This window comes from Pseudoalteromonas simplex, assembly GCF_015278155.1.
GTDB lineage: Bacteria > Pseudomonadota > Gammaproteobacteria > Enterobacterales > Alteromonadaceae > Pseudoalteromonas > Pseudoalteromonas simplex.
This window is the reverse complement of the sequence record NZ_JADILN010000001.1, coordinates 417,755-441,113: the sequence shown is the minus strand read 5'-3', so window position 1 is coordinate 441,113 and position 23,359 is coordinate 417,755. Positions and strand designations below refer to the sequence as shown.

18 protein-coding genes are annotated in these 23,359 nt (G+C 41.2%); 9 read left to right on the top strand and 9 right to left on the bottom strand.

The annotated features are described in order from the left end of the window. The first annotated feature begins 60 nt into the window (after positions 1 to 60). Positions 61 to 381, top strand: coding sequence for a hypothetical protein (locus IRQ78_RS01930; RefSeq protein ID WP_194441198.1), 321 nt, complete (start codon positions 61 to 63; stop codon positions 379 to 381). A 226-nt stretch (positions 382 to 607) separates the two neighbouring features. Here the strand turns inward: IRQ78_RS01930 and IRQ78_RS01925 are convergent, their stop codons facing one another. From IRQ78_RS01925 to IRQ78_RS01915, 3 genes are all read right to left on the bottom strand, one after another. Next, positions 608 to 3,151, bottom strand: coding sequence for a TonB-dependent receptor plug domain-containing protein (locus IRQ78_RS01925; RefSeq protein WP_194441197.1), 2,544 nt, complete (start codon positions 3,149 to 3,151; stop codon positions 608 to 610). A gap of 313 nt (positions 3,152 to 3,464) precedes the next feature. Then, complete coding sequence (locus IRQ78_RS01920; protein ID WP_054553445.1) at positions 3,465 to 4,115, bottom strand: UPF0149 family protein; 651 nt, start codon at positions 4,113 to 4,115, stop codon at positions 3,465 to 3,467. An 80-nt stretch (positions 4,116 to 4,195) separates the two neighbouring features. Beyond that, positions 4,196 to 5,143: a sensor histidine kinase gene (locus IRQ78_RS01915; RefSeq protein ID WP_194441196.1), complete on the bottom strand. Its 948-nt coding sequence runs from the start codon at positions 5,141 to 5,143 to the stop codon at positions 4,196 to 4,198. Between the two features lie 95 nt (positions 5,144 to 5,238). On the opposite strand from IRQ78_RS01915, the gene IRQ78_RS01910 reads away from it, so the two are divergent. Together IRQ78_RS01910 and hemH are read left to right on the top strand one after the other, a co-directional pair. Next, a complete protein-coding gene (locus tag IRQ78_RS01910) occupies positions 5,239 to 6,546 on the top strand; it encodes an HD domain-containing phosphohydrolase (protein WP_194441195.1) in 1,308 nt (435 codons plus the stop codon). Between the two features lie 78 nt (positions 6,547 to 6,624). Next, positions 6,625 to 7,647: a ferrochelatase gene (hemH, locus tag IRQ78_RS01905; protein WP_194441194.1), complete on the top strand. Its 1,023-nt coding sequence runs from the start codon at positions 6,625 to 6,627 to the stop codon at positions 7,645 to 7,647. A 59-nt stretch (positions 7,648 to 7,706) separates the two neighbouring features. On the opposite strand, the gene IRQ78_RS01900 is transcribed toward hemH, so the two are convergent. Beyond that, positions 7,707 to 8,855, bottom strand: a complete 1,149-nt coding sequence (locus tag IRQ78_RS01900) for a benzoate/H(+) symporter BenE family transporter (protein WP_138599365.1) — start codon at positions 8,853 to 8,855, stop codon at positions 7,707 to 7,709. Positions 8,856 to 9,064: 209 nt separating this feature from the next. On the opposite strand from IRQ78_RS01900, the gene IRQ78_RS01895 reads away from it, so the two are divergent. Genes IRQ78_RS01895 through IRQ78_RS01880 form a run of 4 tightly spaced genes read left to right on the top strand, consistent with a single transcriptional unit; the run spans position 9,065 to position 12,965 of the window. Continuing rightward, entirely contained in the window at positions 9,065 to 10,369 is a 1,305-nt protein-coding gene (locus IRQ78_RS01895) for a DUF5666 domain-containing protein (RefSeq protein WP_138619794.1), read from the top strand. A gap of 57 nt (positions 10,370 to 10,426) precedes the next feature. Further along, positions 10,427 to 10,960 (top strand): hypothetical protein, encoded by a 534-nt coding sequence (locus tag IRQ78_RS01890; RefSeq protein WP_054553439.1) that lies wholly within the window; start codon positions 10,427 to 10,429, stop codon positions 10,958 to 10,960. Then, positions 10,960 to 11,643 carry a response regulator transcription factor gene (locus tag IRQ78_RS01885; protein WP_138599367.1) on the top strand — a complete coding sequence of 228 codons (684 nt, stop codon included), beginning with the start codon at positions 10,960 to 10,962 and terminating at the stop codon, positions 11,641 to 11,643. The genes IRQ78_RS01890 and IRQ78_RS01885 overlap by 1 nt, the downstream gene beginning before the upstream one ends. After that, the gene (locus tag IRQ78_RS01880) at positions 11,643 to 12,965 is read left to right on the top strand and encodes an ATP-binding protein (protein WP_138599368.1); all 1,323 of its coding nucleotides are present in this window, start codon (positions 11,643 to 11,645) and stop codon (positions 12,963 to 12,965) included. The genes IRQ78_RS01885 and IRQ78_RS01880 overlap by 1 nt, the downstream gene beginning before the upstream one ends. Here IRQ78_RS01880 and IRQ78_RS01875 read toward each other — a convergent pair. Next, a complete protein-coding gene (locus IRQ78_RS01875) occupies positions 12,962 to 13,918 on the bottom strand; it encodes an ATP-grasp domain-containing protein (protein WP_194441193.1) in 957 nt (318 codons plus the stop codon). The two genes, IRQ78_RS01880 and IRQ78_RS01875, sit on opposite strands and share 4 nt — an antisense overlap. Positions 13,919 to 14,113: 195 nt before the next feature. Between IRQ78_RS01875 and IRQ78_RS01870 the strand changes: the two genes are divergently transcribed. Continuing rightward, positions 14,114 to 14,650, top strand: a complete 537-nt coding sequence (locus IRQ78_RS01870; protein WP_194441192.1) for a hypothetical protein — start codon at positions 14,114 to 14,116, stop codon at positions 14,648 to 14,650. Between the two features lie 277 nt (positions 14,651 to 14,927). On the opposite strand, the gene IRQ78_RS01865 is transcribed toward IRQ78_RS01870, so the two are convergent. The 4 genes from IRQ78_RS01865 to IRQ78_RS01850 are packed head-to-tail and all read right to left on the bottom strand — an operon-like array spanning position 14,928 to position 21,645. After that, entirely contained in the window at positions 14,928 to 16,121 is a 1,194-nt protein-coding gene (locus tag IRQ78_RS01865; protein WP_194441191.1) for an alkaline phosphatase family protein, read from the bottom strand. Positions 16,122 to 16,132: 11 nt separating this feature from the next. Then, positions 16,133 to 17,890 carry a hypothetical protein gene (locus tag IRQ78_RS01860; protein ID WP_194441190.1) on the bottom strand — a complete coding sequence of 586 codons (1,758 nt, stop codon included), beginning with the start codon at positions 17,888 to 17,890 and terminating at the stop codon, positions 16,133 to 16,135. Between the two features lie 16 nt (positions 17,891 to 17,906). Next, complete coding sequence (locus tag IRQ78_RS01855; RefSeq protein ID WP_138599373.1) at positions 17,907 to 20,222, bottom strand: carboxypeptidase-like regulatory domain-containing protein; 2,316 nt, start codon at positions 20,220 to 20,222, stop codon at positions 17,907 to 17,909. 10 nt (positions 20,223 to 20,232) lie between these two features. Then, positions 20,233 to 21,645 carry a glycerophosphodiester phosphodiesterase gene (locus tag IRQ78_RS01850; protein ID WP_228482473.1) on the bottom strand — a complete coding sequence of 471 codons (1,413 nt, stop codon included), beginning with the start codon at positions 21,643 to 21,645 and terminating at the stop codon, positions 20,233 to 20,235. A gap of 219 nt (positions 21,646 to 21,864) precedes the next feature. Between IRQ78_RS01850 and dgt the strand changes: the two genes are divergently transcribed. After that, a complete protein-coding gene (gene dgt, locus IRQ78_RS01845) occupies positions 21,865 to 23,322 on the top strand; it encodes a dGTPase (RefSeq protein ID WP_194441189.1) in 1,458 nt (485 codons plus the stop codon). Positions 23,323 to 23,359 lie beyond the last annotated feature (37 nt).

Below are 23,359 nucleotides of genomic sequence, written 5' to 3'. Positions count from 1 at the left end.
GTTTCTCGTAACTTACCTGAATGTGAAGATATTAAATAATGTAATAAGGAGTATTACAGCATGGAAAGGCTTAATAAAAAGGAAAAGCTGCTATCAACTTTGTTCGGATTGGCAGCAATTATTAATTTAACTGTCGGTGTTTATTCGCTTATATTACAAGGCCTAGACTGGTTAGAGTTCATTAGTTGTCTAGCAATTTCACTTATAATTTTAGCGGGTAGCTTAAACCCAAAGCTATTCTTTAAACCGGTAAAAAAATTATTTTCACCACGCTTCACTTTAGAGCCAATAATTAATTCGACTTTCTACTACACAATTATAGTTGCAGGTTGGATTTTGTTATTTGGAAGCATTCTACTAAATAGATTTTGGAGTGCTTAAATGAAGATGAAAACTCAAAAAAGCGAAATAAAACGCGATATGAAATCGCTGCTACAGACTCGTATCTCGTATCTCGTATCTCGTATCTCGTATCTCGAAACTCGAAACTCGAAACTCGCAAACTTTCCCCTTGCAACTCTCTAATTAAAGACAAATGTCGGATACTACAATTAAGCAAAAAAATAGCGCCGTTAGGCGCTATTTAAGTTTCATATCAACTTAGGAATTAAAAACTAAAACTTAATTTTGCGTAGTAGGTCATACCATCAAAACCATAAGGTAGTGCACGAACAGGGTATTTGAATGCTTTATTTGTAATAAAATCAAGCGCTTCATCTTCGCCTAGTTCGTCTGGCGTTACATCAAAGATATTATCAATACCCGCCGATAGCATGAGTTCGTCAGTTAGCTGATAGCCCACATTAACATCCACTAATACCGCCGATTCTACCGTGCTTGTGTCTTTAAACTCACCGGTAGGTGATAGCTCATCAGGCAAACCAATGTGGTCATTACCAAAGTATTTAACGTCTGTTTCACCATAGTAATTAAAGCGTAGCATGCTGTTGAAATCGCCACGATCGTATTCAAACGTTAGCGTTGCACGCTCACCTGGTTGACCGTCTGTTAAGAAACTACGTTGTAAATCATCAAGGGCGATTGATTCAGGAATACCCTCTGGTGCATTTACATCATCAATTTCAGTTTCGTTAATGTTACCCGCGAAGGTTGCTGAGAAATTACCGTCGTATAAATCGGTGCGGTACGAAGCAATAATATCAACCCCTTTAGTGGTTGAATCAACTGAGTTTGAGAAGTAGTTGGCTTGCTGTGCCCCTGTTGCATTAAGCGCAGCCACAGCCTCGGCACTAAATGCCACATCGTCCGCCGACATTAAGCTGCCAAGGGTAATTCTGTCTTTGATCTCTACATGATAAAAATCAACAGTTAATGATAAATCGCTGGTTACGTTATAAACAAAACCCGCACTTAAGTTTTCAGAGCTTTCAAGGCCTAGACTATCAACGCCAAGTGCCGATGGGAAATCAGAGCCAGCAGTTGCTGTGAATGACTGCAATAACACACCACCAGCACCTAGGTTTGTAGTGTAAGCAGTGTACGCACTTTGTTGCAATGATGGCGCTCTAAAGCCAGACGAAATCGCACCACGCACGGCAAAGTCATCGGTAATTTCATAGCGCGTTGCTAGCTTACCAATGATGTCATCACCGGCATCAGAGAAGTCTTCATAACGAAGCGCTGTACTTACTTGCCATGCATCCGTGATCAACGTTTCGGCATTCACATAAAATGCATAGCTGTAACGACTCTCTTTATTTGACGCTTCAGGGCGTAAACCGTTATAAGCTTGGAAACCACACTCAGCAAATACGCTGCTGTCGTTTACCGCTGGGAATGAAGTATCTGAATTAGCTAAACCACACGCATAAGACGCTTCTTCGCCCGGCACGATTTCATAATTCTCTTTACGGTATTCGGCTCCCACTGATACATATAAAGGCTCACTGCGGCCAATATCAACAATACCATTCAGGTCTGCATTTACTGTTGTTTGATCAAACCTAAAGCCACCTGAGTAGCCACCATTAGGGCCTGCATTTGCAACAATATCAGCATCGCTTGCATCAGGGTTACTCGCAACATATTCAGCTGCATACGACGCATTTAGGGTGTTTTTTGACGTAAAATCATAACTGTTTTCACCATATACGGCAGATACGTCATAGCTCCAATCTGGATTTAACTCACCGCGTAAACCAAGTGAAAACGAAATATCTTCAGCTTCGTTATCGATACGAGGTAAAAAGCCATCGCCATATACTTGCACCACGTTCTTCGCTGCTTGGTCAAAGTTACGATAAAAACCATTACCTAGCGCAGTACGGTTTGAGTATCCGCCAAATGAGTAAAGCTCAGTCTCACCAAATGGTAACGCCATGTTATAAAACACAGACGTAAATTCGCTATCAGCATTACCTTGCCTCCAACGAACCTCGTCAGACAGCGTACCTGCTGGTACATCAACTGAGCCACCAGTATCACGCTCTGCGCGGTTGGTGCCATCAGCATCACGGTATTCTAAAGAAAAGTTAATGAAGCCGCCTTCATCACCTAAATCAAAGCCCCGGTTTAAACCCATTGAAATAGTGTCACCATCGCCTTCACCTGTACTACCCGCTTGCACATAGCCCGTTGTTACACCAGTTGAATCGTTTAACGATAAGTTGATAACACCAGCAATCGCATCTGAGCCATATTGCGCCGCAGCACCATCACGAAGTACTTCAACGCCTTTTAAAGCGGTAAGCGGAATCGCGTTCATATCGGTACCTGCAGCACCGGCACCTACAGTACCATTTAAGCCAAAAATAGATTGGTTATGACGGCGCTTACCATTGATAAGCACTAACGTTTGGTCAGGCTGTAAACCACGAAGAGTCGCTGGTCTAAATAAGTCAGAGCCATCTGATACTTGCGTGCGTGAAAAGTTAAATGAAGGAGCTGTCGCTTGCAGACTTTGGCCGAGCTCAGTAAAACCACCTTTGTTTAGGTCATCTGCATCAATTAAATCAACGGGTGATGTTGATTCGGTAGCCGTACGGTTAGCAACCCGAGAGCCTAATACAGAGATTTGTTCGATGTTTTTATCTGCTTTGGCAGCAGGTGCTTGCTCAGCTGCCTGCACTGAAGTCGCAGAAACAGCCACACTGACCGCAACGGCCAGCATACTTAAAGAATGTGTTGTCATGTGTATCCTGTTGATATTCTGGCTTTCCTTAAAACAAAAGACGCCCCTTTTGGAGAAATTTAGAAAAGCACTAAGCACGTATTATTGATTTTAAAATCACAAGTTTGAAAGCTAACTCAAGCCTGCGAGTTAACCTTTACAAAACATCCTATCAACAAATCCACAAAATGAAAGAAAAAAGAGGTACGACTTAGGTATAAATATTTCTATTTATAGTATTAATAGAGTTTCAGTGGTGGGAATTATTCACTTTACAGCAGAAATAAGCAAAATAATGCAACTATCAGCTTATTTCTACTGAGGTGAGGAGTATTTACTTATCTTGTTCCAACATTGCCAGCTTTTCATCTTCAAGCATTAACGCCATAGTGGCAATTTCAGATAAACTCTCGTCTAGTGCGTTAAAGAAGGTCACAAACCCTTCGCCTAGTTTATCTGGTTCAGGGTGGTTTGCTAGCGCCTGATCCCACATTGCAAAGGTGGTAAGCAAATCGAGAGTTGCTTCAAAATTATCAATAAACAATTGACCATCTTCGCTTTCATTTTCTTGTTGACCATCCGCTTGCAGTAAAAATTGTAAATCGCTGTGCCAAATTTCTTGATTCACGATATAAGCTGCAATATAGCCGCTACAAAAATCTTGCAGTGCTTGGCTTGGCTCATTGCTGTTTACTTCATTTGGATATAATTCGGCTAAAATCTTCTTTTGTTCAACTTGTGCCTCGGTCACATTATCGAGCAGCTCAATCATTGCATCGCGTGGCTCAGAATCCGTCATTAAGGTGTTGAATACCGCTTCATCATTATCAGCAATGTAATTGGCAAGCTCTGACTCTCCAAAAAACTCTGAACAGGCTAACAAACCAGACATATAGCCAAGCACTTGATCCAAACTCACTTGATTCGTTGTACTTTGACTGGCGAGATAGTTGTTAAAAACATCTGAACTTTGTTGATTGAGCATAACGTGCCTTTTCAATAATTTTAAATGGGTTTAGTTCTACACTAGCGAATCCACAAATTTTTGCAACAACTGAAATATTGTCAACTAGTTACCTGACTCAAAACAGGAAATACGCAACTCATTCTTGTGCCAATTCCTTGCGAGCTTTGAATATCAATTCGACCTTTATGTTCATGCACAATAGCATACACCATCGTCATACCCATGCCGGTACCTTCTCCTACTGGTTTAGTAGTGAAAAAAGGATCATATATTTTAGCGATGGTCTCTGCTGACATACCAATGCCATTATCTTCAATGTCGATATATATGTGTTGCTCTAGCTCATAAACATTGATAGTAATTTTTGTTTGAGAGTCTTGATTATCGCAAGCTTGTTTAGCATTAATTAAAAGATTAACAATTACTTGGCTAATAGCAGCTAGATTACACCAGCTTTGGGATATTGGGCTATATTGCGATTGCAAATGACAATTTCTTAATTGATTAGTAAGAAGTTTCACCGCACTTGTCACTGCATCTGTCATATCAGCAAACTGCATATCCTGACTTTTAGGGCGAGAAAAATTCAACAAGTTCGACACTATTTTACTAATCCGTTGCAAACCTTGTTCTGTATCATCAATTAAATCAGGTAAATCATCAGCAACAAACGCAAAAGAGTGTACTTGGTTTAGATCCACCAGCTGTTGATGAAAAGCCTCTTTGTCTATGTGATTTTCACTAAACTCGCTACATAATTTCAGTAGCTTGCCGAAGAAACCACAGTAGCTTTTCAAACTATCAAGGTTACTCATACTATAAGCAAGCGGGTTATTAATTTCATGTGCGACTCCAGCACACAATGTGCCTAAAGTTGCCATTTTTTCAGCTTGAATAAACATAGCTTGATGATGCTCTAAATCAGCAACTTTTTGTTCAAGCTCACTATTAACAGCTACCAGAATCCGGCTTTTATCGGCAAGCAATTGTTCGGCCTCTTCTCTGGCCGCTTTCTCTAATAAATAAGCTTGTTTAAAATCATCCATTTTAATCTCAAACTGTGTTTGTCTCTTTTAAAACCTAGCACAAGGCTTAATTTAAGGCTATGTTATTGATTAACGATGATTCATAGTAAAATGGCATGGCAGAGCAAATTAGCAAACAACATATTCAGGTTTTATGCATTGATGATGATGAAATAGTGCTGCGAACTCTTTTGCGGTTATTATCAGCTAACAATATCACCGTAAAAGCCTGCTCAGATCCCAAAGATGGACTTAAAACTCTAGCTAATTATAGTTTTGATGTAATTATCTGCGACATGCGTATGCCAAGCATGAATGGGGCTGAGTTTTTCGCGCAGGCACTTACCATTGCTCCTGAACCACAGCGCATTTTGCTAACCGGTTACTCAGATATAGAAAACACGATTGCTGCAGTCAATATCGGTAAAATTCATACTTACATACAAAAACCATGGCAAAACGAATTACTACTAAGCAATATAAATGATGCGATAGAAAAAACATCTTTGAAACGCCAGAATCAGCAGTTAGAGCAAAAAATTAAAGCGCAAAACAGCCAACTAAAAGAGCTAAACAACAACCTTGAGCAAATGGTAGAAAAGCGCACACAACAAATCCGTAAAGTATTAAAACAACTTGAAACAGTAAATGAACGAGAGAAGCATGAGCATCGCGCTACTTTTGAGATTTTATATAACTTTATAAATGCCAACCCTTACCTAGATGGAACACAAGCTCAAAATATTGCTGCTACCTGTAAACAACTAGCCACGCGCCTTGGTCTAGACAATCAACTTATAGAAATGACAGAAATGGCAGGATACTTATCACAAATAGGTCTACTTGCAATGGAGCCAGAGCTTTATAAAAAACCAACTAAAGAGCTCACTGAAACACAACGAAAACTATTTTATACGCACCCAAGTACAGCACAATTAATGCTCATGCCTGCGCCTCACTTAAGTGATGTATCTGAAGCAATTTATTACCAATTTGAACACTATAATGGGACAGGAAAACCGAAAGGGTTAAAAGGGAATGAGATTCCAAAAGCCGCGATGATATTAGCTGTAGCCCGTGATTTTTGGCAAACCGTTGCACAACTTTCAAGCTCAGAGAGCAGTAATTTTGAAAGGGCTCGCGATCAATTACAGCTCTATAGCGGAACATACTACCACCCAAAAATTTTAGAAATATTTAATAGCTTAGAAATTAACTGTGCGAGTGTTCAAAATGTTGGCACTATGAAAATTCTTTCAGCACAAAACCTTAAAAATGGCATGGTGCTTGGTCACGCGCTCAGAAATTACGACGGTATTTTACTGTTGCCAAAAGGGCATGTATTTGGCCCTAAATCGATTAATAAACTGCAACAACTAGAATCGAAAAAACCGAACCCTTTCAGGATCATGATCAAAAATTAGCGAATAAAGTGATCACATAGTCAGCTTACTTCGTTACAATGTGATTTATATTACGATTACTTCATACAGGAGCACTCAGTGTCGCGATTTTCCGCCATTACCGATAAGCCGCACGACGGCCGATTCAACAAAAAAACGGGCATTTTACTGACCAACTTAGGGAGCCCAGACGCCCCTACTACCGCGGCACTTAGAACATATTTACGCGAGTTTTTATCAGACCCACGAATTGTCGAGATCCCGCGTTTCATTTGGATGATCATCCTTTATTGCTTTGTACTTACGTTACGCCCAAAACGTTCAGCAGCACTTTATAAAAGTATCTGGACTGAAAACGGCTCACCGCTTACTCATATTACCCGAGAGCAAAGCAAAAAGTTAGCAGCCCTTTTAAAAGACAAAGGACACCACGACACCGAAGTAGTTATGGCCATGCGCTACGGTAACCCTTCAATTGAAGCAGGCCTTGAAGAGCTGCGCGAAAAAGGTATCACTCGCGTGATTGTGCTGCCTATGTACCCACAATATTCAAGCACGACCATTGGCTCAACATTTGATGCAGTATCAAATGTGCTTCGCAAGTGGCGCTGGGTGCCAGAGCTGCATTTTATTAATGGTTATCACGACAACCCGACTTACATTGATGCTCTAGCCGCTAGCATTAGCGAAGATCTAAATGCCCATGGCACGCCACAAAAGTTGGTGTTTTCGTACCATGGTACACCTAAACTGTTTTTAGAAAACGGCGACCCTTACTACTGTTTTTGTATGCAAACCACCCGTTTAGTGGCTAAGAAACTTGGCTTTGAAAAAGACTTTGCTGTAACAACCTTTCAAAGCCGTTTTGGTAAAGCTGAATGGTTGAAGCCATACACAGACGCAACCCTTGAAAGCTACCCTGCTGAAGGCATTAAAGACGTTGCAATTTTAAGCCCTGCGTTTAGTGCCGACTGTTTAGAGACACTAGAAGAACTCGAAGGCGAAAACCGCGAAAACTTTGAGCATGCAGGCGGTGAAAAGTACCGCTACATTCCAGCATTGAATACCCGCGATGACCATATCAATGCAATGTTTGAAGTGATAAAACCACTACTTAAATAACAAAAGGCCCTAGCTATTATATACAGTAACTAGGGCTTTTTTAATATTGAAGCGTGTCACTAATCTTTGCGTGTCATAACCAAGGTCACCGTACCTGCAACAATTCCCCAAAATGCAGAACCAACCGAGAACAAAGTTAGATTAGACGCTGTGACCAAAAAGGTCACGATAGCGGCTTCGGTATAATACGCCTCAGTTAAAGCTTGCTGTAAGCTACTGGCAATAGTGGCAAATAGTGCGATACCCGCCAACGCCAAAATCAATGCCTGTGGCAAGCTTGCTACCAAACCAACCAAGGTTGCCGCGAGGAGCGCCATAATAATGTAAAACACCCCACCAGCAATGCTTGCCCAATAACGTTTTCTTGGATCTTTATCAGCCTCAGGGCTCATACAAATGGCAGCGGTGATAGCCGCTAGATTAATGGCATAACCACCAAGTGGTGCAATAAATACATTTAATAGCCCGGTTACATTTAACGCTGCCGACACAGGGGCTTTATAGTGATGCGCTTTTAATACAGCAATACCTGGTAAGTTTTGCGACGTCATAGTCACAATAAACAGCGGTAAACCAACACTTATCATGGCGTTTAAATCAAACTCAGGTGCAATGTAAGCAAACTCGCTCATTTTCCACTGCCAGCTAGAGGTATCAATTTGCCCAGTTACACCTGCTATTAAAAATCCCGCCACAACCACTGCGAGCATAGCAAAGCGTGGAAAGTAACGTTTTCCACATAAATAAACAGCCACCATTAACCCAATCACTAAAGGCAGCTCGTTCATAAAGTTGAACACATCAATACCAAAATTCACCAACACGCCTGCAAGCATTGCACAGGCCAGTTGACTTGGGATCTTATTCATCATTTTTTCGAACACGCCAGTAATGCCAGACAAAAACACCAGCGCAGCGGAGAACATAAACGCGCCAACAGCTTGATTTAAGCTATACCCTTGGGCACTTGAAATAAGGAGTGCCGCTCCGGTTGTTGACCACGCGATAAGAATAGGCACCTTGTAGTAGTAAGACAACGCAATTGAGCTGACGCCCATAGCAAGACCAAGCATTAATACCCAGCTAGCAACCAAATCAGGTGTGCCACCTAACACCATAACGACCTGATAAATAAGTGCAATTGAGCTAGTAAAACCAATAATAACGGCCACTAACCCCGCAGTTGCTCGACTGATGAGCTGACTCATGTACACACACTCCTTGCAATTAAAAATCTACCATATCCTATGATTTGCCAGATGGCACTGTACACTTTTGTAGTATTTTAAGGTTAATTTACTATACAGAAGAGGCATTTACTGCAATGCCAAACATTAACAAAATTTAATTTTCTCTCCACCTTCAAGCAATCCTTACTTAGTTAAACTGCAAACACTGACTAATTTAAGGACCAATCATGACAAAACTAATCAATCAAAATCGCCTATCTATTATTTCGTTAGCAACAATCAGTGCACTACTTTCAGGCTGTGGCAGTAGTAGTAAGAGTGAGGAACCAGTACAAAATACTCTCACTTTGCCAAGCTTATTAGTCGGTGAGGTAAGTGCGATATCAAGTAACAGTATTACAGTTAACCAACATCAAATAGCCACAAATAATGCTGACATTGAGGTGGATGACAACCACGCATTAATCAGCGATCTAAAAGTGGGTATGATGGTTGAAGTTGAAACAAATGGTAAAGAAGCAACTCAGATTGATTATGATCCAAGTTTTAAAGGGCCTGTTAGTATCAATGAACAAGGCGCTACAATTGCGGGCTTCAAGTTAAATAATTTAAATACCGAAAACCTTTCAAATGGTAGCCTGGTTGAATTAAGCGGTTATAACAATAGCCATAGTGAATTCACGGTTACCTACCAACAACCATTATCTAACAGCGCAGAATTAGAACTCGAAGGTTTCATAACAGATCTAAACACTGCCTCTTATACTTTTAAACTAGGTGATTTAACTGTTCAATATCAACAGGCAGACATCGACGGCGCATTAGAAAACAATCAATTCGTTGAAGTAGAGGGCCGCTTAGAAGGTAACTTATTAATGGCACAAGAGGTTGACGCTGAACATAACTTTACAGCTGATGACGATCTAGATACAGCGCTTTTTGGTACAATTACCTTCATCAACAATGACGCTTCCTTGGTTACCCTGAACAATCAATGGCAAGTGAGTATTACCGATCAAACTAAATTTGAAGATACCACTCGCGCTACATTAACCATAGGAGATACGATAGAAGTAGATGCCATCTGGCAGCAAGCTAATAATTGGTTTTTAGCCCACGAAATAGATCTGGAGAAAAGCCACACTTCGCCTAATTTAAGCAGTAATTTTAGTGTTTCTGGCTTTGCCAATTACAGCAATGGCAACATTATTATTAATGGCATCAGCTTGAAAATCACAAATAGAACCGTTTTTGAAGATGGGTTAACAGCAGATACTCTTTCAGGTGAATGGTTAGAGCTTGAAGGTCTTATTGATGGACAGAGCTATATTGTCAGTGAAATCGAACGTGATAACAGCAATGAACCTCTTGAATTAAAAGGCATAGTAACAGTAACTGAATCGCAACAGGCTAGTTTATTCGGCTACATCAGTGAAGATAACAGCTTAGCGAGTTTTACAGAACAATATGTTGATCTAGAATGCCAGTGGGTACAAGATAACATCGTACGTGCATGTAAGCTTGATGATTAACAACAAAATACAACAATGGCAGCAGTAAACGTGCTGCCAAACTAATGTCGAAATATTATGAAAAAACTAGTTTTAACTTGCCTGTGCTTAATTTCTGGCCTTGCTTTTGCTGCAAGTTCAGCCATTTTTAATATGCTAGATTCAAGCACAGCCCCCGCCCCGACTGAAGTTTTATATAACATAGAACAACACTATGCGAAGAATGCCGTTATTGTTGAGTTTGAGCTGGAAATTGAAAATGGTCAAAGCGTATTCGAAGTCACTTTATATGAAGCTAAAAAACAACGATTTATCGAATTACTTTTAGACAGTGCGGGAAAGGTAATAGAGCTTGAATATGAAGCTCCGGAGCTTGATGAACAAGAAGAAATAGCAGCTGCTAATTTGATGAGCCGTAAAGGTTACACATTACATGGTTTAGTAACTCAACTAGATAGTGAGCCAACACACTACCTAATTGAAGCCCAATTAGAGCAAGACATGGGTATCACATACATGGTCGCCACATTCGTAACCAGCAAAGGGCGTCACAAAAAAGCGATTGATCTTGAGACGGGTAAGAACTTACCTTTGCTTCGTTGGGGCAATTAATGAAACTATTATTAGTTGAAGACGACCAGCAAAATCGCGAGTTTTTATACAAGGCTTTTATTGAGCAAGGCTACACATTAGATTGCGCAGAAGATGGTCAACAAGGGCTTATGCTAGCGACGTGTGAACATTACGACGCGATTATTCTAGATCGTATGCTTCCTAAGCTTGATGGTTTACAGGTATTGTTAGCATTAAGAGCAACCGGCAAAACAACGCCTGTATTGATACTATCTGCGCTAGATAAAGTAGACGACAGAGTGACAGGTTTAAAAGCCGGCGGTGATGATTATCTAACAAAACCCTTCTCTTTTTCTGAATTAGCTATTCGAGTCGAAAACTTAATAAAACGGCATACCTTTCATGCCCCACTGAGCACTAAAATTAGTCTTGCCAATTTAACGCTCGACTACAGTAATCAACGAGTTGAAGTAAACACTAAAACTGTTAATTTACAGCCCAAAGAATTTAAATTGCTTAGGTATTTATTAGATCACCAAGACAAATTAGTCACCCGTACCTTATTGTTTGAATCGGTATGGGAATATCATTTTGATCCTGGCACCAACGTTATTGACGTGCATATTGCAAGGCTTCGTAAAAAGCTCACAGAAGCGTCCGCGCAATTAGAAATCGAAACAGTTCGCGGTGTCGGCTACCGCTTAAAAGCTAGTGAGAGTTAATGTACGAAAATAACCTACGTTTGTTCGACCCAAGAAAAAGCTCAGTTTGGCGTTTAACATTGGCCTTTGCAGCAATTACCGCTGTTACTTTATTACTTGCGATTACTTTAATCTACCAACTGTTACTTGGCGAGCAAAGCCGTCAAGTTGAACGGCGCCTTGATGCCGAAAAAACACGTATCGAAGCGCTCGCCTCCGAATTTGACAAGCAAAGCTTTTTTCAACAGCTGGATGTTTTCAGAAGCGAAGGTGATATTTTAATTTTTTGGCAGAGTGATTATGAACAAAGCCAGCAGCTAAGCTTTTTACCCGATAATATCCCCTCACTCCCCGAAACAGTTGTTTTTCCTGTTCTTGATACCGGACGAGGTCAAATACGCCTACTCACAACAGGCAAAGTTAAAACCGTTTATGGCAATATCGTGCTCGCCACTGCCACAGAGCATTTACAACGTTTAATCATCGATTTCAAATCAATCGCTAGTTGGACTTTTATCTTAGCAATAGCGTTAACAGGCTTGTTTGGTTACCTATTTTCTCGTCGACACTTGCGTCGTGTAAACTACTTCAATGCAACAGCCGAACAAGTTCAAAATGGCAACTTAAGCGCGCGTTTATCCCATAAAGATAAAGGTGATGAATTTGATCGTTTAGCAGCTCACATCAATACAATGCTCGATGCAGTAGAGGAAAATTTCGCTTTGGTACAGGGAATTACCGATAATATCGCTCATGATCTAAAAACCCCACTGACACGATTAAAACTTAATTTAGAGCAGCGTTTACAAAAGCTGCCAGAAATGGGCTACGAGCTTGAACAGCTCAATAGTATCATTAACACCTTTGACGCCATGCTAAAGCTCACACGTTTAGAACATGGACAGTTTCCGCTACAGCTCGAAACAATTGATAGTAGTCAACTTGCCAATGATATTAGTGAAATTCTACAACCCAGTGCCGAACAAAACGGTCAATCAATTGATGTCGCTATTTCTTCACCTTGGCAATTAAGCGGTGATCGAAACCTGTTGTTTCAAGCAATTTTTAACCTAGTCGAAAATGCTATAAAGTACGCTGGCAAGGGCGCAACGATTAAAATAATAATTGCTGAAAAAAGTATATCAGTTGTCGACAATGGTAAGGGTGTCAACGAACATGATTTACAACAGCTCACAAAACGCTTTTATCGCAGCGATCCGGCGCGTCAAAAAGAAGGGTTTGGTTTAGGCCTTGCAACCGTACAAGCAATTTGCAACCGCCATTCACTCAACTTATTTCTAAGTTCAGAAAATGGCTTTTGTGCAAAAATAACCGAAGATTAAGCTGCGCTCTCAGCTGCTTTTTCTTGCGCTTCTGGTTTTGTGGGCTTATCAAAAATACCTAAACGAATGCGAATAAAGTGCAAAATCTCTTTAGCGACATCAATGCCCAACGCACCTTCTAAGCCTTCAAAGCCAGGGCTTGAGTTTGCTTCACAAATTTTAAAGTGCTGCTCATCAAACAATAAATCGATGCCTGCTACATCAAGGTTGAGTACGTTCGCTGTTTGGGTTGCAAGCCATTCGATTTCTGGCGTAATAGGAAATGACTTACCTGTGCCACCTGCACTAACATTGGCTTTAAAGTTTTTACCCTGTGAGTTACGTTCCATACATGCAACAGCACGACCACCGATAGTAAGTACTCGCAAATCACGGCCATGACTGGACTTAACAAACTGCTGTAAAATGATGTTTGCTTGTGGATTTGCAGCCTCAATCAGCTGCATTAAGTCATCAAACTCTTCTTTTGATTTTGATAAAAATACACCACTCCCCTGCGAGCCCGATAAGGTTTTAATAACCACAGGAAAGCCAATTTGCTTTTCAACCAAATCAATATTCACCGGAAATTTAACCAACATGGTATTTGGCGTTGGTAAATTACACTCTGCAAGAATTTGCTGTGCAAATAATTTGTCTTTTACTGTTTCGATGGATTGCGAACTGTTAACACAGTACACACCTAAACGTTCAAGGTGGCGAATAATCGCTAGCGCAAAATAAGTTGTACTTGCCCCCATGCGAGGGATAACAAAATCGGGGAGCTCAACTGACTTACCATCAATTAAAATACTTTTACCGTCTTCACGGGTAATAGTCAGGTCAAATTGATCTGGCGAGTAAACTTGTAAATCTATACCCTCTTCTTTGGCTGCAGCAAGTAAACGTTCTACTTCATAGGTTTCTTGCTTTAACAAGCCTTGGCTATATTTATAAATGATCCACCCGCGCATGCTTGGTACCTCTGGTCTTTGAGTTTCGGTGACAAAAAAACGCGGATTATGCTGAGCATTCAAAGCCGAGTAAAACAAATTAATTTTATCGACACGATAATAAAAACCACTACTTAGTGATTAACTATTGACCGGGTTGTTAACTTAAGGTAAAAACTAACAATGAGTTAACATAAAAACCCGTAAGAGAAACATGTGAACAGGACGCTTGCATTAATCTTCATTCTGCCACTTACAGCATTTGCACTGAATGAATGGCACATTCAAAGTGATGGTTTTAAAACAAAACCAAGCACACAGCAGTTTGTTGCCTCTTACAAAGCGCAGGCCGACCAAATAGCCCCACAGCCCATTGTGAACTTAACTGCGCCGCTTAATCAGCTATCTAATCATGCGCACGATTATCTATATAAACAAGGCCGTTTGCCTGACCAATTAGCAAACACCGCATTCAGCGAATTTGATTTAGACACCCTAAAAACCTTACAACCCGGCGATCACTTTATTTTAGTGATCGATGAATACCTTAGTTACACCGTCGAAATTAGTAACATTATTGAAGCCAGCAATGGCGATAGAAGTGTGTTTGGCAAAGTCAATGATCAAACTAAAGCAGGCCATCAAGCCGTGATGACCCTCACAGAAAACACCCTACAAGGCCAATTTGATGCCGGTAATCAAAGCTACAAGTTTCAAAGCCATGGTGAGTACGGGTGGGTAACGAAGTTGTAGGTAACGAGGTACGAGTTGCTAGCTACAAGGGGAAAGGGGAAAGGGGAAAGGGGAAAGGGGAAAGGGGAAAGTTAGCGAGTTTCGAGATACGAGGAACGAGATACGAATCTGTAGCAGCCATTTTACACCGCGTCCTAGCGCCTTAATCCTAGCGCCCTGCTCCTAGAACCGAATGTCTTAATTCGTAGGCGTGAAACTTGTTTCGCGCGAAATAAATTTCACGCCTACGGTATCGTATTTAGCCTTAGTAATGTGCTGGCACAAACTAACTCAAAGCTTACTGCTTCATAGCCGGCCACAAACTTTCACCGTCGCTGTCGATTGGGCTTAAAATCTCAAGGCCAAGTATTTTAGCGATCAGCGGGTACACATCTAAATTACTTACTTCGTCTAAACGAAGGCCTTGTTTAAAGGCGGGGCCGGTGGCGATAAAGGTTGCGGCCATATCTTCGCTGTAAGCGTAACCATGAGTGCCTAGGTAACCAGCCGTTTTACTGTCGGTAAACACACGAGGTGCGTCGGTTTGTAAAATAATATCGCCAACGCGCGGGCCTTTATTATAGTGATAATCACGCTTTTGCTGCTCGCTTAGCACGACGTAACGACCATCTGCGGCTTTAGCAAGCTTTTTGCTGAACTCCTTGATGTCTGCTTTGCTATCTGGTTTTGCATAATATAAAACCCGAGGGCCAGTGTTTTGCACTATGAAGTTTTCATCTTGCGGCAAGCTATCAATTTTAATGCTAAGGCTTGGATCAACAGAGGTCATTCCGTGATCAGACACAATCACCAAGTTAATGTTTTCATCAAGCGCTTTTAAACGGCTCGATAAATCAGCCATTAAACTATCGAGCTTTTGCACTGCGTCATAAGTCTCTTTGGCATCTGGGCCAAACTCATGCCCCATGCTATCCACCAGCGAAAAGTAGCTTATAACCAAACGTGGACGCTGCGCTTTTGGTAAGCTCAACCACTGAATAATTTGATCAACACGCTTTTGGTAATCACTGTGTTTTGAATAATGATAAAAGTAATCAGGCAACATACCGTTAAAGCGCGCATCTGATTCAGGCCAAAAATAGGTTGCGGCTTTTAAACCCTGCATTTGCGCTAGGTTCCAAAGCGGAATACCACTCACCCAAGTGCTATCATCTTTCCCTTTCCCCATTTTGTAACAGTCGTTGCGCTCAGTATCACAAAAGCGGTTCTCGACAATGCCATGATTAACCGGCAACAAGCCGGTAATAATCGACAAATGATTCGGGAAGGTTTTGGTCGGGTAAACAGGACGCATTTTGCTAGCTCGTACGCCCTGCTCACTGATTGCTTTTAAGTGTTTTGCATGGTGTTTTTCAATATAATCCCAACGAAAGCCATCTATCGAAATAAGGACCACAGATTGCTCTTGCTCCGCTTTTACAGCCGAGCTAAACATTAATATACCCGCTAAAACTAATTGCCAAATACGCATGCGAAACCCTTTTAGTTCAATTTTTTAATTTGCTCAGAAACGTTACCAAACTGTTTTGAAAATTTTGTGATCATGCTCTCAAGCTTTTTCACACTACGCTTTAAACGTGAGCCGTTTATTAGGCTATAAATAAAGCCCCAAACGCCTGTAACCACACTTAATACAATAAACACAACAACCGGAAGCCCATCTAAATGTTCGACCACTTGCGGGTAATTATTGAGTAAATCAATCCCGGCATCTGGTACGAGTGTATTTATCAACGGGTAAAAATCTTGAGCATCAAAGTACCACGCTAGCCCTATTGACGTAAGGCCAAGCAGTACCATACGGTTAAAACCATGTACCATACCAAAGCTACGTACTGATGAGTTGCCATAGGCAATGTCTTTACTCACATTAACCGCATACTCTCGGTAATACTTATAATAACGCTTTGTGTCTACACTGCTGTAGGCGTAATACACCCAATCGCCGATATCAACTGAGCCCAATAAATCTTCACCGGCTTTAAAAACAAACGGCTCACCTGTGGCCGTTTCAAGCATAATTTCGCCTTTTAAAGTCGTGCTACGATTGCGATATACCTCTACGCGCTCTTTTACATCGCTACCCACATACATGCCACCTCGATAGGTGGTTGTTGTTTCAGTGGTGGTTACTGTTTCACGTGTTTCATTGGCATGTGCGCTTTGCTCTTTTTCTAATACTTTACCAAGCACAGCACGATGACGAATAGTGCCTTTTTCGTTGCGTGCCCAAACATTTTTATGCACGTAATCGTTTTCATACGCAAGACTATATTCATCCATAATGGCATGCTCAAGCTCAGCGATACTAGTTGGTTTGGTTATAGTTGGCTCTAACGCTTTTTGAATGCTAATAGCTTGCTCATCATCTTTTGCAAGCGACTGTTCGTTTGCAGCAATCGCTTCAACATGTTGCTTAGCACCACAGCAATAGCAATGTGCCGCATCTTGACTGATACGCTGCTGACACGAGATACAAATAACATCTGACTTACTCGGCGTTCTTGCCAGCATGTTATAACCCAATTGATTTAGGGTGGTCGATAGCATCACATCTGTTGCCGCTAAAATCGCATCATACTTTGCTTCTTGTTTGGCTTTAGCTTTTTTATGGTAGTTTTGCTCTGCCATAAACACCCCAATTGCCACAGGCAATGACGCAAGTAGCGCAGGCAAAAACTCAAGCTTTGCAGCGAACAACATGATTAAGAATGTAATAACACTTAGCACCAGCCACAATATCGTTCCACCAGTGTAGTTTCGGCTAATGGTTTTGTCCCAGCTGCGATATTGTTGATCGGCAAAATGCACAATCACAACTGGCATAAAGCGGTCATTTTTAACTACCCGCCTAGCATTGCCATCAGCAATGCGATAATTAAGCGTTAACGGTGTTTCCTGAAAAGCAGTGATCACATTACCCTTTTGTAGGTTAGCAATTACATCTTTTTCTGCATCAACACTAAACTCATGAATAATGCCGTCTTTGTCTTCTACTTCTAGCCACCAATAACCATATAACATGTTGTCGTTATTGGTTTTATAGCGGCGCTTATAGTAATACATTGACTTCACAACACCTGTGATCGTACCCGCTTGTGGCGCATAGTTTTTTACATCAACCAGTAAATCAGGGTTGAGTTCCTCAACCGTGTGCATTTGTCTTTTTTGCTCAAGTGCTTCTCCACAATCACAACAGTGGAGGTCGGTGGCATACACCGTATTTTGGCAATGTTGCATTTTCATTCCTTGCTAATTACTTGCTTAAATCAATGGTTAATGTTTGTTCACCAGCATCAACTTGGTGCCAACGTCGATACGTTTTATATCCAGGCGCCGATACTTGAATATCATAAGCACCCGTTTTTAACGTCATGCCAGGACGATACTTCGGGCCGATATTCATGATACGAATTGTGGCATTCGCCGCATTCGTGGAGATTGTTAACTTAGTTTTTTGCTCAACCATGTATTGTCTGCGCTGCTGCTGTTCTGCACTTAAGTTGGCATCGCCATGACGCAAAATATCAACCTTAGCTAAAGCATGGCTCACTGGACTAAAACTCTCGTAAATATGCAGTTTTTCTTCAAATTCTAAGCCTAGAGGATGCAGCAAAGGCTGGGCATGCAAAGTCCAACGAATCGCATAACTAAACACCGGATTGCTCGATTCATCGACCTTGTCTAAAAAGTAGTTAACAGGGCTTTGGTCGTCTTCAGTAAAGGTGTTATGCACAAACATTACTGGCACTATCAAAATCAGCGCTGGCATAATCAGCTTTTGCAAAACAGATACAGCAGTGGTTGGTTGCTTTTCTTGCTGAGGTTTAATCAATTGCCATAGTTTTAACGGCAGCTTGCTAAAGGTTAAGCAAATCAAAAACAGTGACAACGACATCGAAATAGGCGGAATAATCACCGAACGGAGTGCTTGTTTACCGTACTCAGCATACTCGCCACCATCTGCAAATTTACCTTCTGAACTATTAAGCATAGCTAGGTATTTGTCGGTGCGTTTTGCAATGTTTGGATCAAGCACCTTGTCTTTAAAGTTCTTTTTATTCCAATCGGCGCGAATGTTTTTCACATATAAATCGCCCATTCTGTCGGCAATTTTAGCTTGAATTTGCGGGTGTAACTGAAACGCAACCCAGCTTAAGTTTGGCTCTAAGCTCATGCCACGTTTACGCATTTCGCTTTGCCATTGTGCATTCGCTTCGTTGGTAACTTTGGTTGCGACTGCATTAGCAAACGCTTGGCGTTGATTTACATTCCAATTGCTTTCAAGTTGTAAACCTTTACTAGCAAAGTGTGCTCTAAGCTTGTTTTGCGTTGTTTCGTGAGTACGAAACGCCACTAAGTTTTCAACCGTAAACGGGTAACCTGTCTCGCTAACAAACATCTTATGAAAGTTCGGATGCTGTAAAAAACGCAGTTGATAATGATCGGGATCATCGGTGTATTTGTAGCGTTTATCCTTAAGACCACCATCGCCACCGGTTGCTAAACTTGCCGCTTGCAGAGCTGTATAAACACCGCCAGTGAGCACTCCCATCAAAATAGTGCCTGCGGCATTTTCTGCAGCCGAGATTTCTTCTTCGATAAGCCAGTAATCAGGCTCTATATAGCCAATACCCGCTTTTAAAATAGTGCTTCGGTAGTCTGCTGCTTCGCGCTCATAGCAGCGATTACGGCGATCTTTTTCGCTGCTCTTATCATAACGCTCACGGCATTTAGCTATACTGTGATGGTAATCATAAATCTTAGGGCCATACTTTTGCGCTCGTGCCGATGCTTTGGCAATGTGGGCTTTTTGTGCTTGCTGATACTTGCTCCAGCCACTGTTGATCTCTTGCTCAACTTGCTGCCAATAACCTTGTTCACGTTCACCTATTCCAGCCAAAGTGTTGTTATACTTTTTACTGCCATCAGCATAGGCTTTGTATTTAACCACCAGCTCATCATATAGCTGGCTGTAGTTTTTATAATGTTTATCAAAATCTTGATACGCTTTCTTCTGCACAAAAGCAGCGATGATCTTACGTTTATCTTGCTCTAAATTATCTGAAAGTGCGGCGTCGCTATACAGTAAGCCACCAAATAGCGCCAAAAAGGTTAAGTTCTCTGAACTATGTAATTGCTCAGGGTTATAATCGAGATCATTCACTTTAATCGAGTTAATTGCTAGAGCATCACGCAGTGCTGCACTGTACGTAGCAAACTGACGTTGCTCTGCTGTAGAGGGCTCAATCAAGGTCTTTTCAATTACATACTTCTGGCCAAAAAACACCACTGGCCAAACTAAACACAGTAAAGCGATAAACGAGATAAGTCCGCGGCCAACTTTAGCAACCATGGCTTTAGGTAAAAAGTCAGCTAACAGCAGCGCAACACCTACTCCAGACACTGCTCGGCCATAAATTTCAAGGTGTTCAAGATCTTCTGCTGAAGGAGTGCCTAACCCCACTAATGACACTAATTGGGCATTAAAAATTGCTTCGGGTAATAAATATAAAGTAGCTAAAACAAGTAGCAAGCAGCGCCACCAAAACGGCTTTATTAAATCAGTCATAGTATTGTTCTTATTGTTTTTTACGTAGTTCTAGTTCAACAGCAGGATCTGTTTCTAGGCTAAAGTCTTCATCGGCTTGGCGAGTCCCTATTTCTAAATTAGGCGCTGAAGGAGTCGATGTTACTTTGGGAATATAAGTTTGTGCTTGCGTTGATTTAAGCGTGCCGCCCACCGCAGGATAAAGCTGATTAGCTTTATAAGCATACAGCTCATCTAAGCGTTCTAAATCAAGGTCTGCAGGCATACTAGCAATTAACTTAGCTTCTGGGTCATCACTAAAAAACGGCTGCATTTTTGGCAACTCGAACACAGAACAAAAACCATATACGGTGTCGTCCATGATCACCGAGTCTGGACGCAGCGAACGTGACTGCGCTAATAAGCTGCGCTCATGATAGTCGTGACCATTAATTGAATATGTAGCAATCATAATGCCGCGCGCTTTAGCAACTGGTTTCAAGCGAGCTGCACTTTGCTTGTAATGACGAATATCAAGCACATAGCCAAAGTTACGTTTTAGTTGCTTTACCAATTTATCAAGCTTAACAGGGCTGTCGTAACGCTTTTCACGATGGTAACGATTTCCAAGTGCTTGCAAGCTTTCAAGTTCTTCTTTGTTACGCTCATAAATAGGATCGCTCCCAGCACCGCGTTTTAGATCACTTGCTAGCTTATTCATTGAGGCTTTTGCCGGTGATTGAATAAATGCCAAATAAATGTCTGGGTTAATGTCGCGCATACGAGTAAGGTTGCGCATTTCTAAGCTACTAAAAAAGTAGTTTCCGCCGCCAACAAACTCATATGCCAAGTAATCAAGCATTTTTAAATCGTTAACTGAGGCCTTTGATTTTATTTCGATATTCAGTTTTTGATGGGGTTTACGATAGCGTGCAAACGTAGCTGCTAGCTCTCTAAATGATGGCGGCATTTTGTCGGTAAGTAGCCCAGTATCTTGATTACGATGACGTAAATAGCCCCACTCTTTTTTGTAGTTCATCGACTCAATTTTACGACGCTTATTATCAACCGTGCCTGTTTCGCGGCCGGTGCGAGCATCATGATGCACAACCCACACATCGTCACGGGTAATACGCACGTCAATTTCAACAACATCAAAGTTGTTGTCGATAGCATCAATTACTGCGTTAAGCGAGTTTTCGGCGTAGCGAATTGAGCCACGGTGACTTTGTAAATTAAAGTTACTGCATTGCCTCGTTGTAGCGTAATTGATATTACCTAGCTGACTTTCGTAAAAACCACGGGCGCGAAGTGCATCCTGTTTGGCCTTAATGGCATTTTTTTCGACTACTGTTAAGGTGTTTTCAGTACTTGTTTCAGGGGTACTTTTACAAGCAGTTAAACCAATACAATACAAAAGAATACTGGCAAGCAGCCATGTTTTTTTAGACAGAGTTTGCATCATTGCTATACAGCCAAAAGGCTTTCCTTTCTAATTCAAGATAATGAAGAAGTGCGTGAAACTGAATAATATATGAATAAAGGACTTAATTTAAAGTAATAACTTTAATAAAAATGAATATTTTAATTTAAGATACAAGCTGTTAGATTAAATTTAATAACTAGCAAAGTTTTGCTAACAACATATAAAAGCCCGATTTTTACCGCTTTGTGGGAACGAAAAATGATCGATTTTGGTAAAAAAATTACCCCAGCACGCGAAATGCGTTCTACCAATAATTTACACACTGCGCTTGAAAGTGATCGGGGTCGTATTATTAACAGTGCAGCAATTCGCCGCTTACAACAAAAAACCCAAGTATTTCCACTTGAGCGCAATGCCGCAGTGCGTTCACGGCTGACTCACTCGCTTGAAGTGCAACAGGTAGGCCGCTTTATTGTGCAAACCATTTTTAATAAGCTCAGTGATGCAAAGCAAAAAGAATATGGCCTAGCTGGACTTGAGCGGCCACTAGAAAGCCTCGTTGAAATGGCCTGCCTAATGCACGATATTGGCAACCCACCGTTTGGTCACTTTGGCGAAGCAGCCATTAATCAGTGGTTCGAGAAACACTTAGACTCACTAACCCCAGAGCGCTGTAAAGGCATTGGCATCAGCGTGATTTTTAAACACTTAGCCCAAGATATAAAAAGCTTTGAAGGTAATGCCCAAGGTATTCGCATAATTCATTCATTGTTATCACTAAACTTAACCTACAGCCAAAGTGCCGGAATTTTAAAATATACTCGCCCAGCCAGCATGGCGAAAAAAGACAGCCCGCAAGATAAAAACTACTTAATGAAAAAAGTGGGCTACTACTTTAGCGAAAAACCCTTTGTAGAAGCACTGCAAACTGAACTCGAAATTGAACAATACTGCCGCCACCCAGCAAGCTACATAATGGAAGCCGCTGATGATATTTCGTATTGTTTGGCCGATATAGAAGATGCGGTAGAAAAAGGCATTATTAGTGTTGAGTCGCTTTGCGACAAGCTAAAAGAGCAATACACCCGCACACTTACAAACCTAACCATTGACGATACCAAACACAGTGACTTTGCCGAAAAAGCCATTGATTATGCGTTAAGTAAAGCGCAAGAGCAGCCGTACAATTTTAACAGCGAATTTTTTATCTACCTGCGCGTGACCTTGCTACACCCATTAGTAAGCTACGCAGCAGAGAGGTTTATTAATAATATTGAAGCCATTTACCATGGTGATTTTAATCAGGCTTTATTAGAAGATCGAAGTCACTTGCACGCCGTCACGCTCACCTTAAAACAAGTGGCATTAAAGTACGTTTTTTGCCACAAAGAGGTAGAGCGCTTAGAGCTGCAAGGTTATCGAATCATTAGCGGTTTACTTGATTGCTACAAGCCCTTACTTGCCCTTGACGCCGATGCTTTTAAACGGGTTTTAAAAGGCGATCAACACTACTTAATTGAAACTCGTCTGGTGAAAAAACTATCTAACAAACATTTAAATAGCTATCAAAAAGCCATTGATGCTCTAAAAGCCGAACCGGATCATTTTACCGCCTACGAGTTCTATTTTCGCTGCCGTTTAATTCAAGATTACATCAGCGGAATGACCGACCAATTTGCTTATGACGAATACCGAGCGCTCATGGTGATCGATTGACTTTGCTATTTCGCTGAAATTATTTAATGAATGTGGA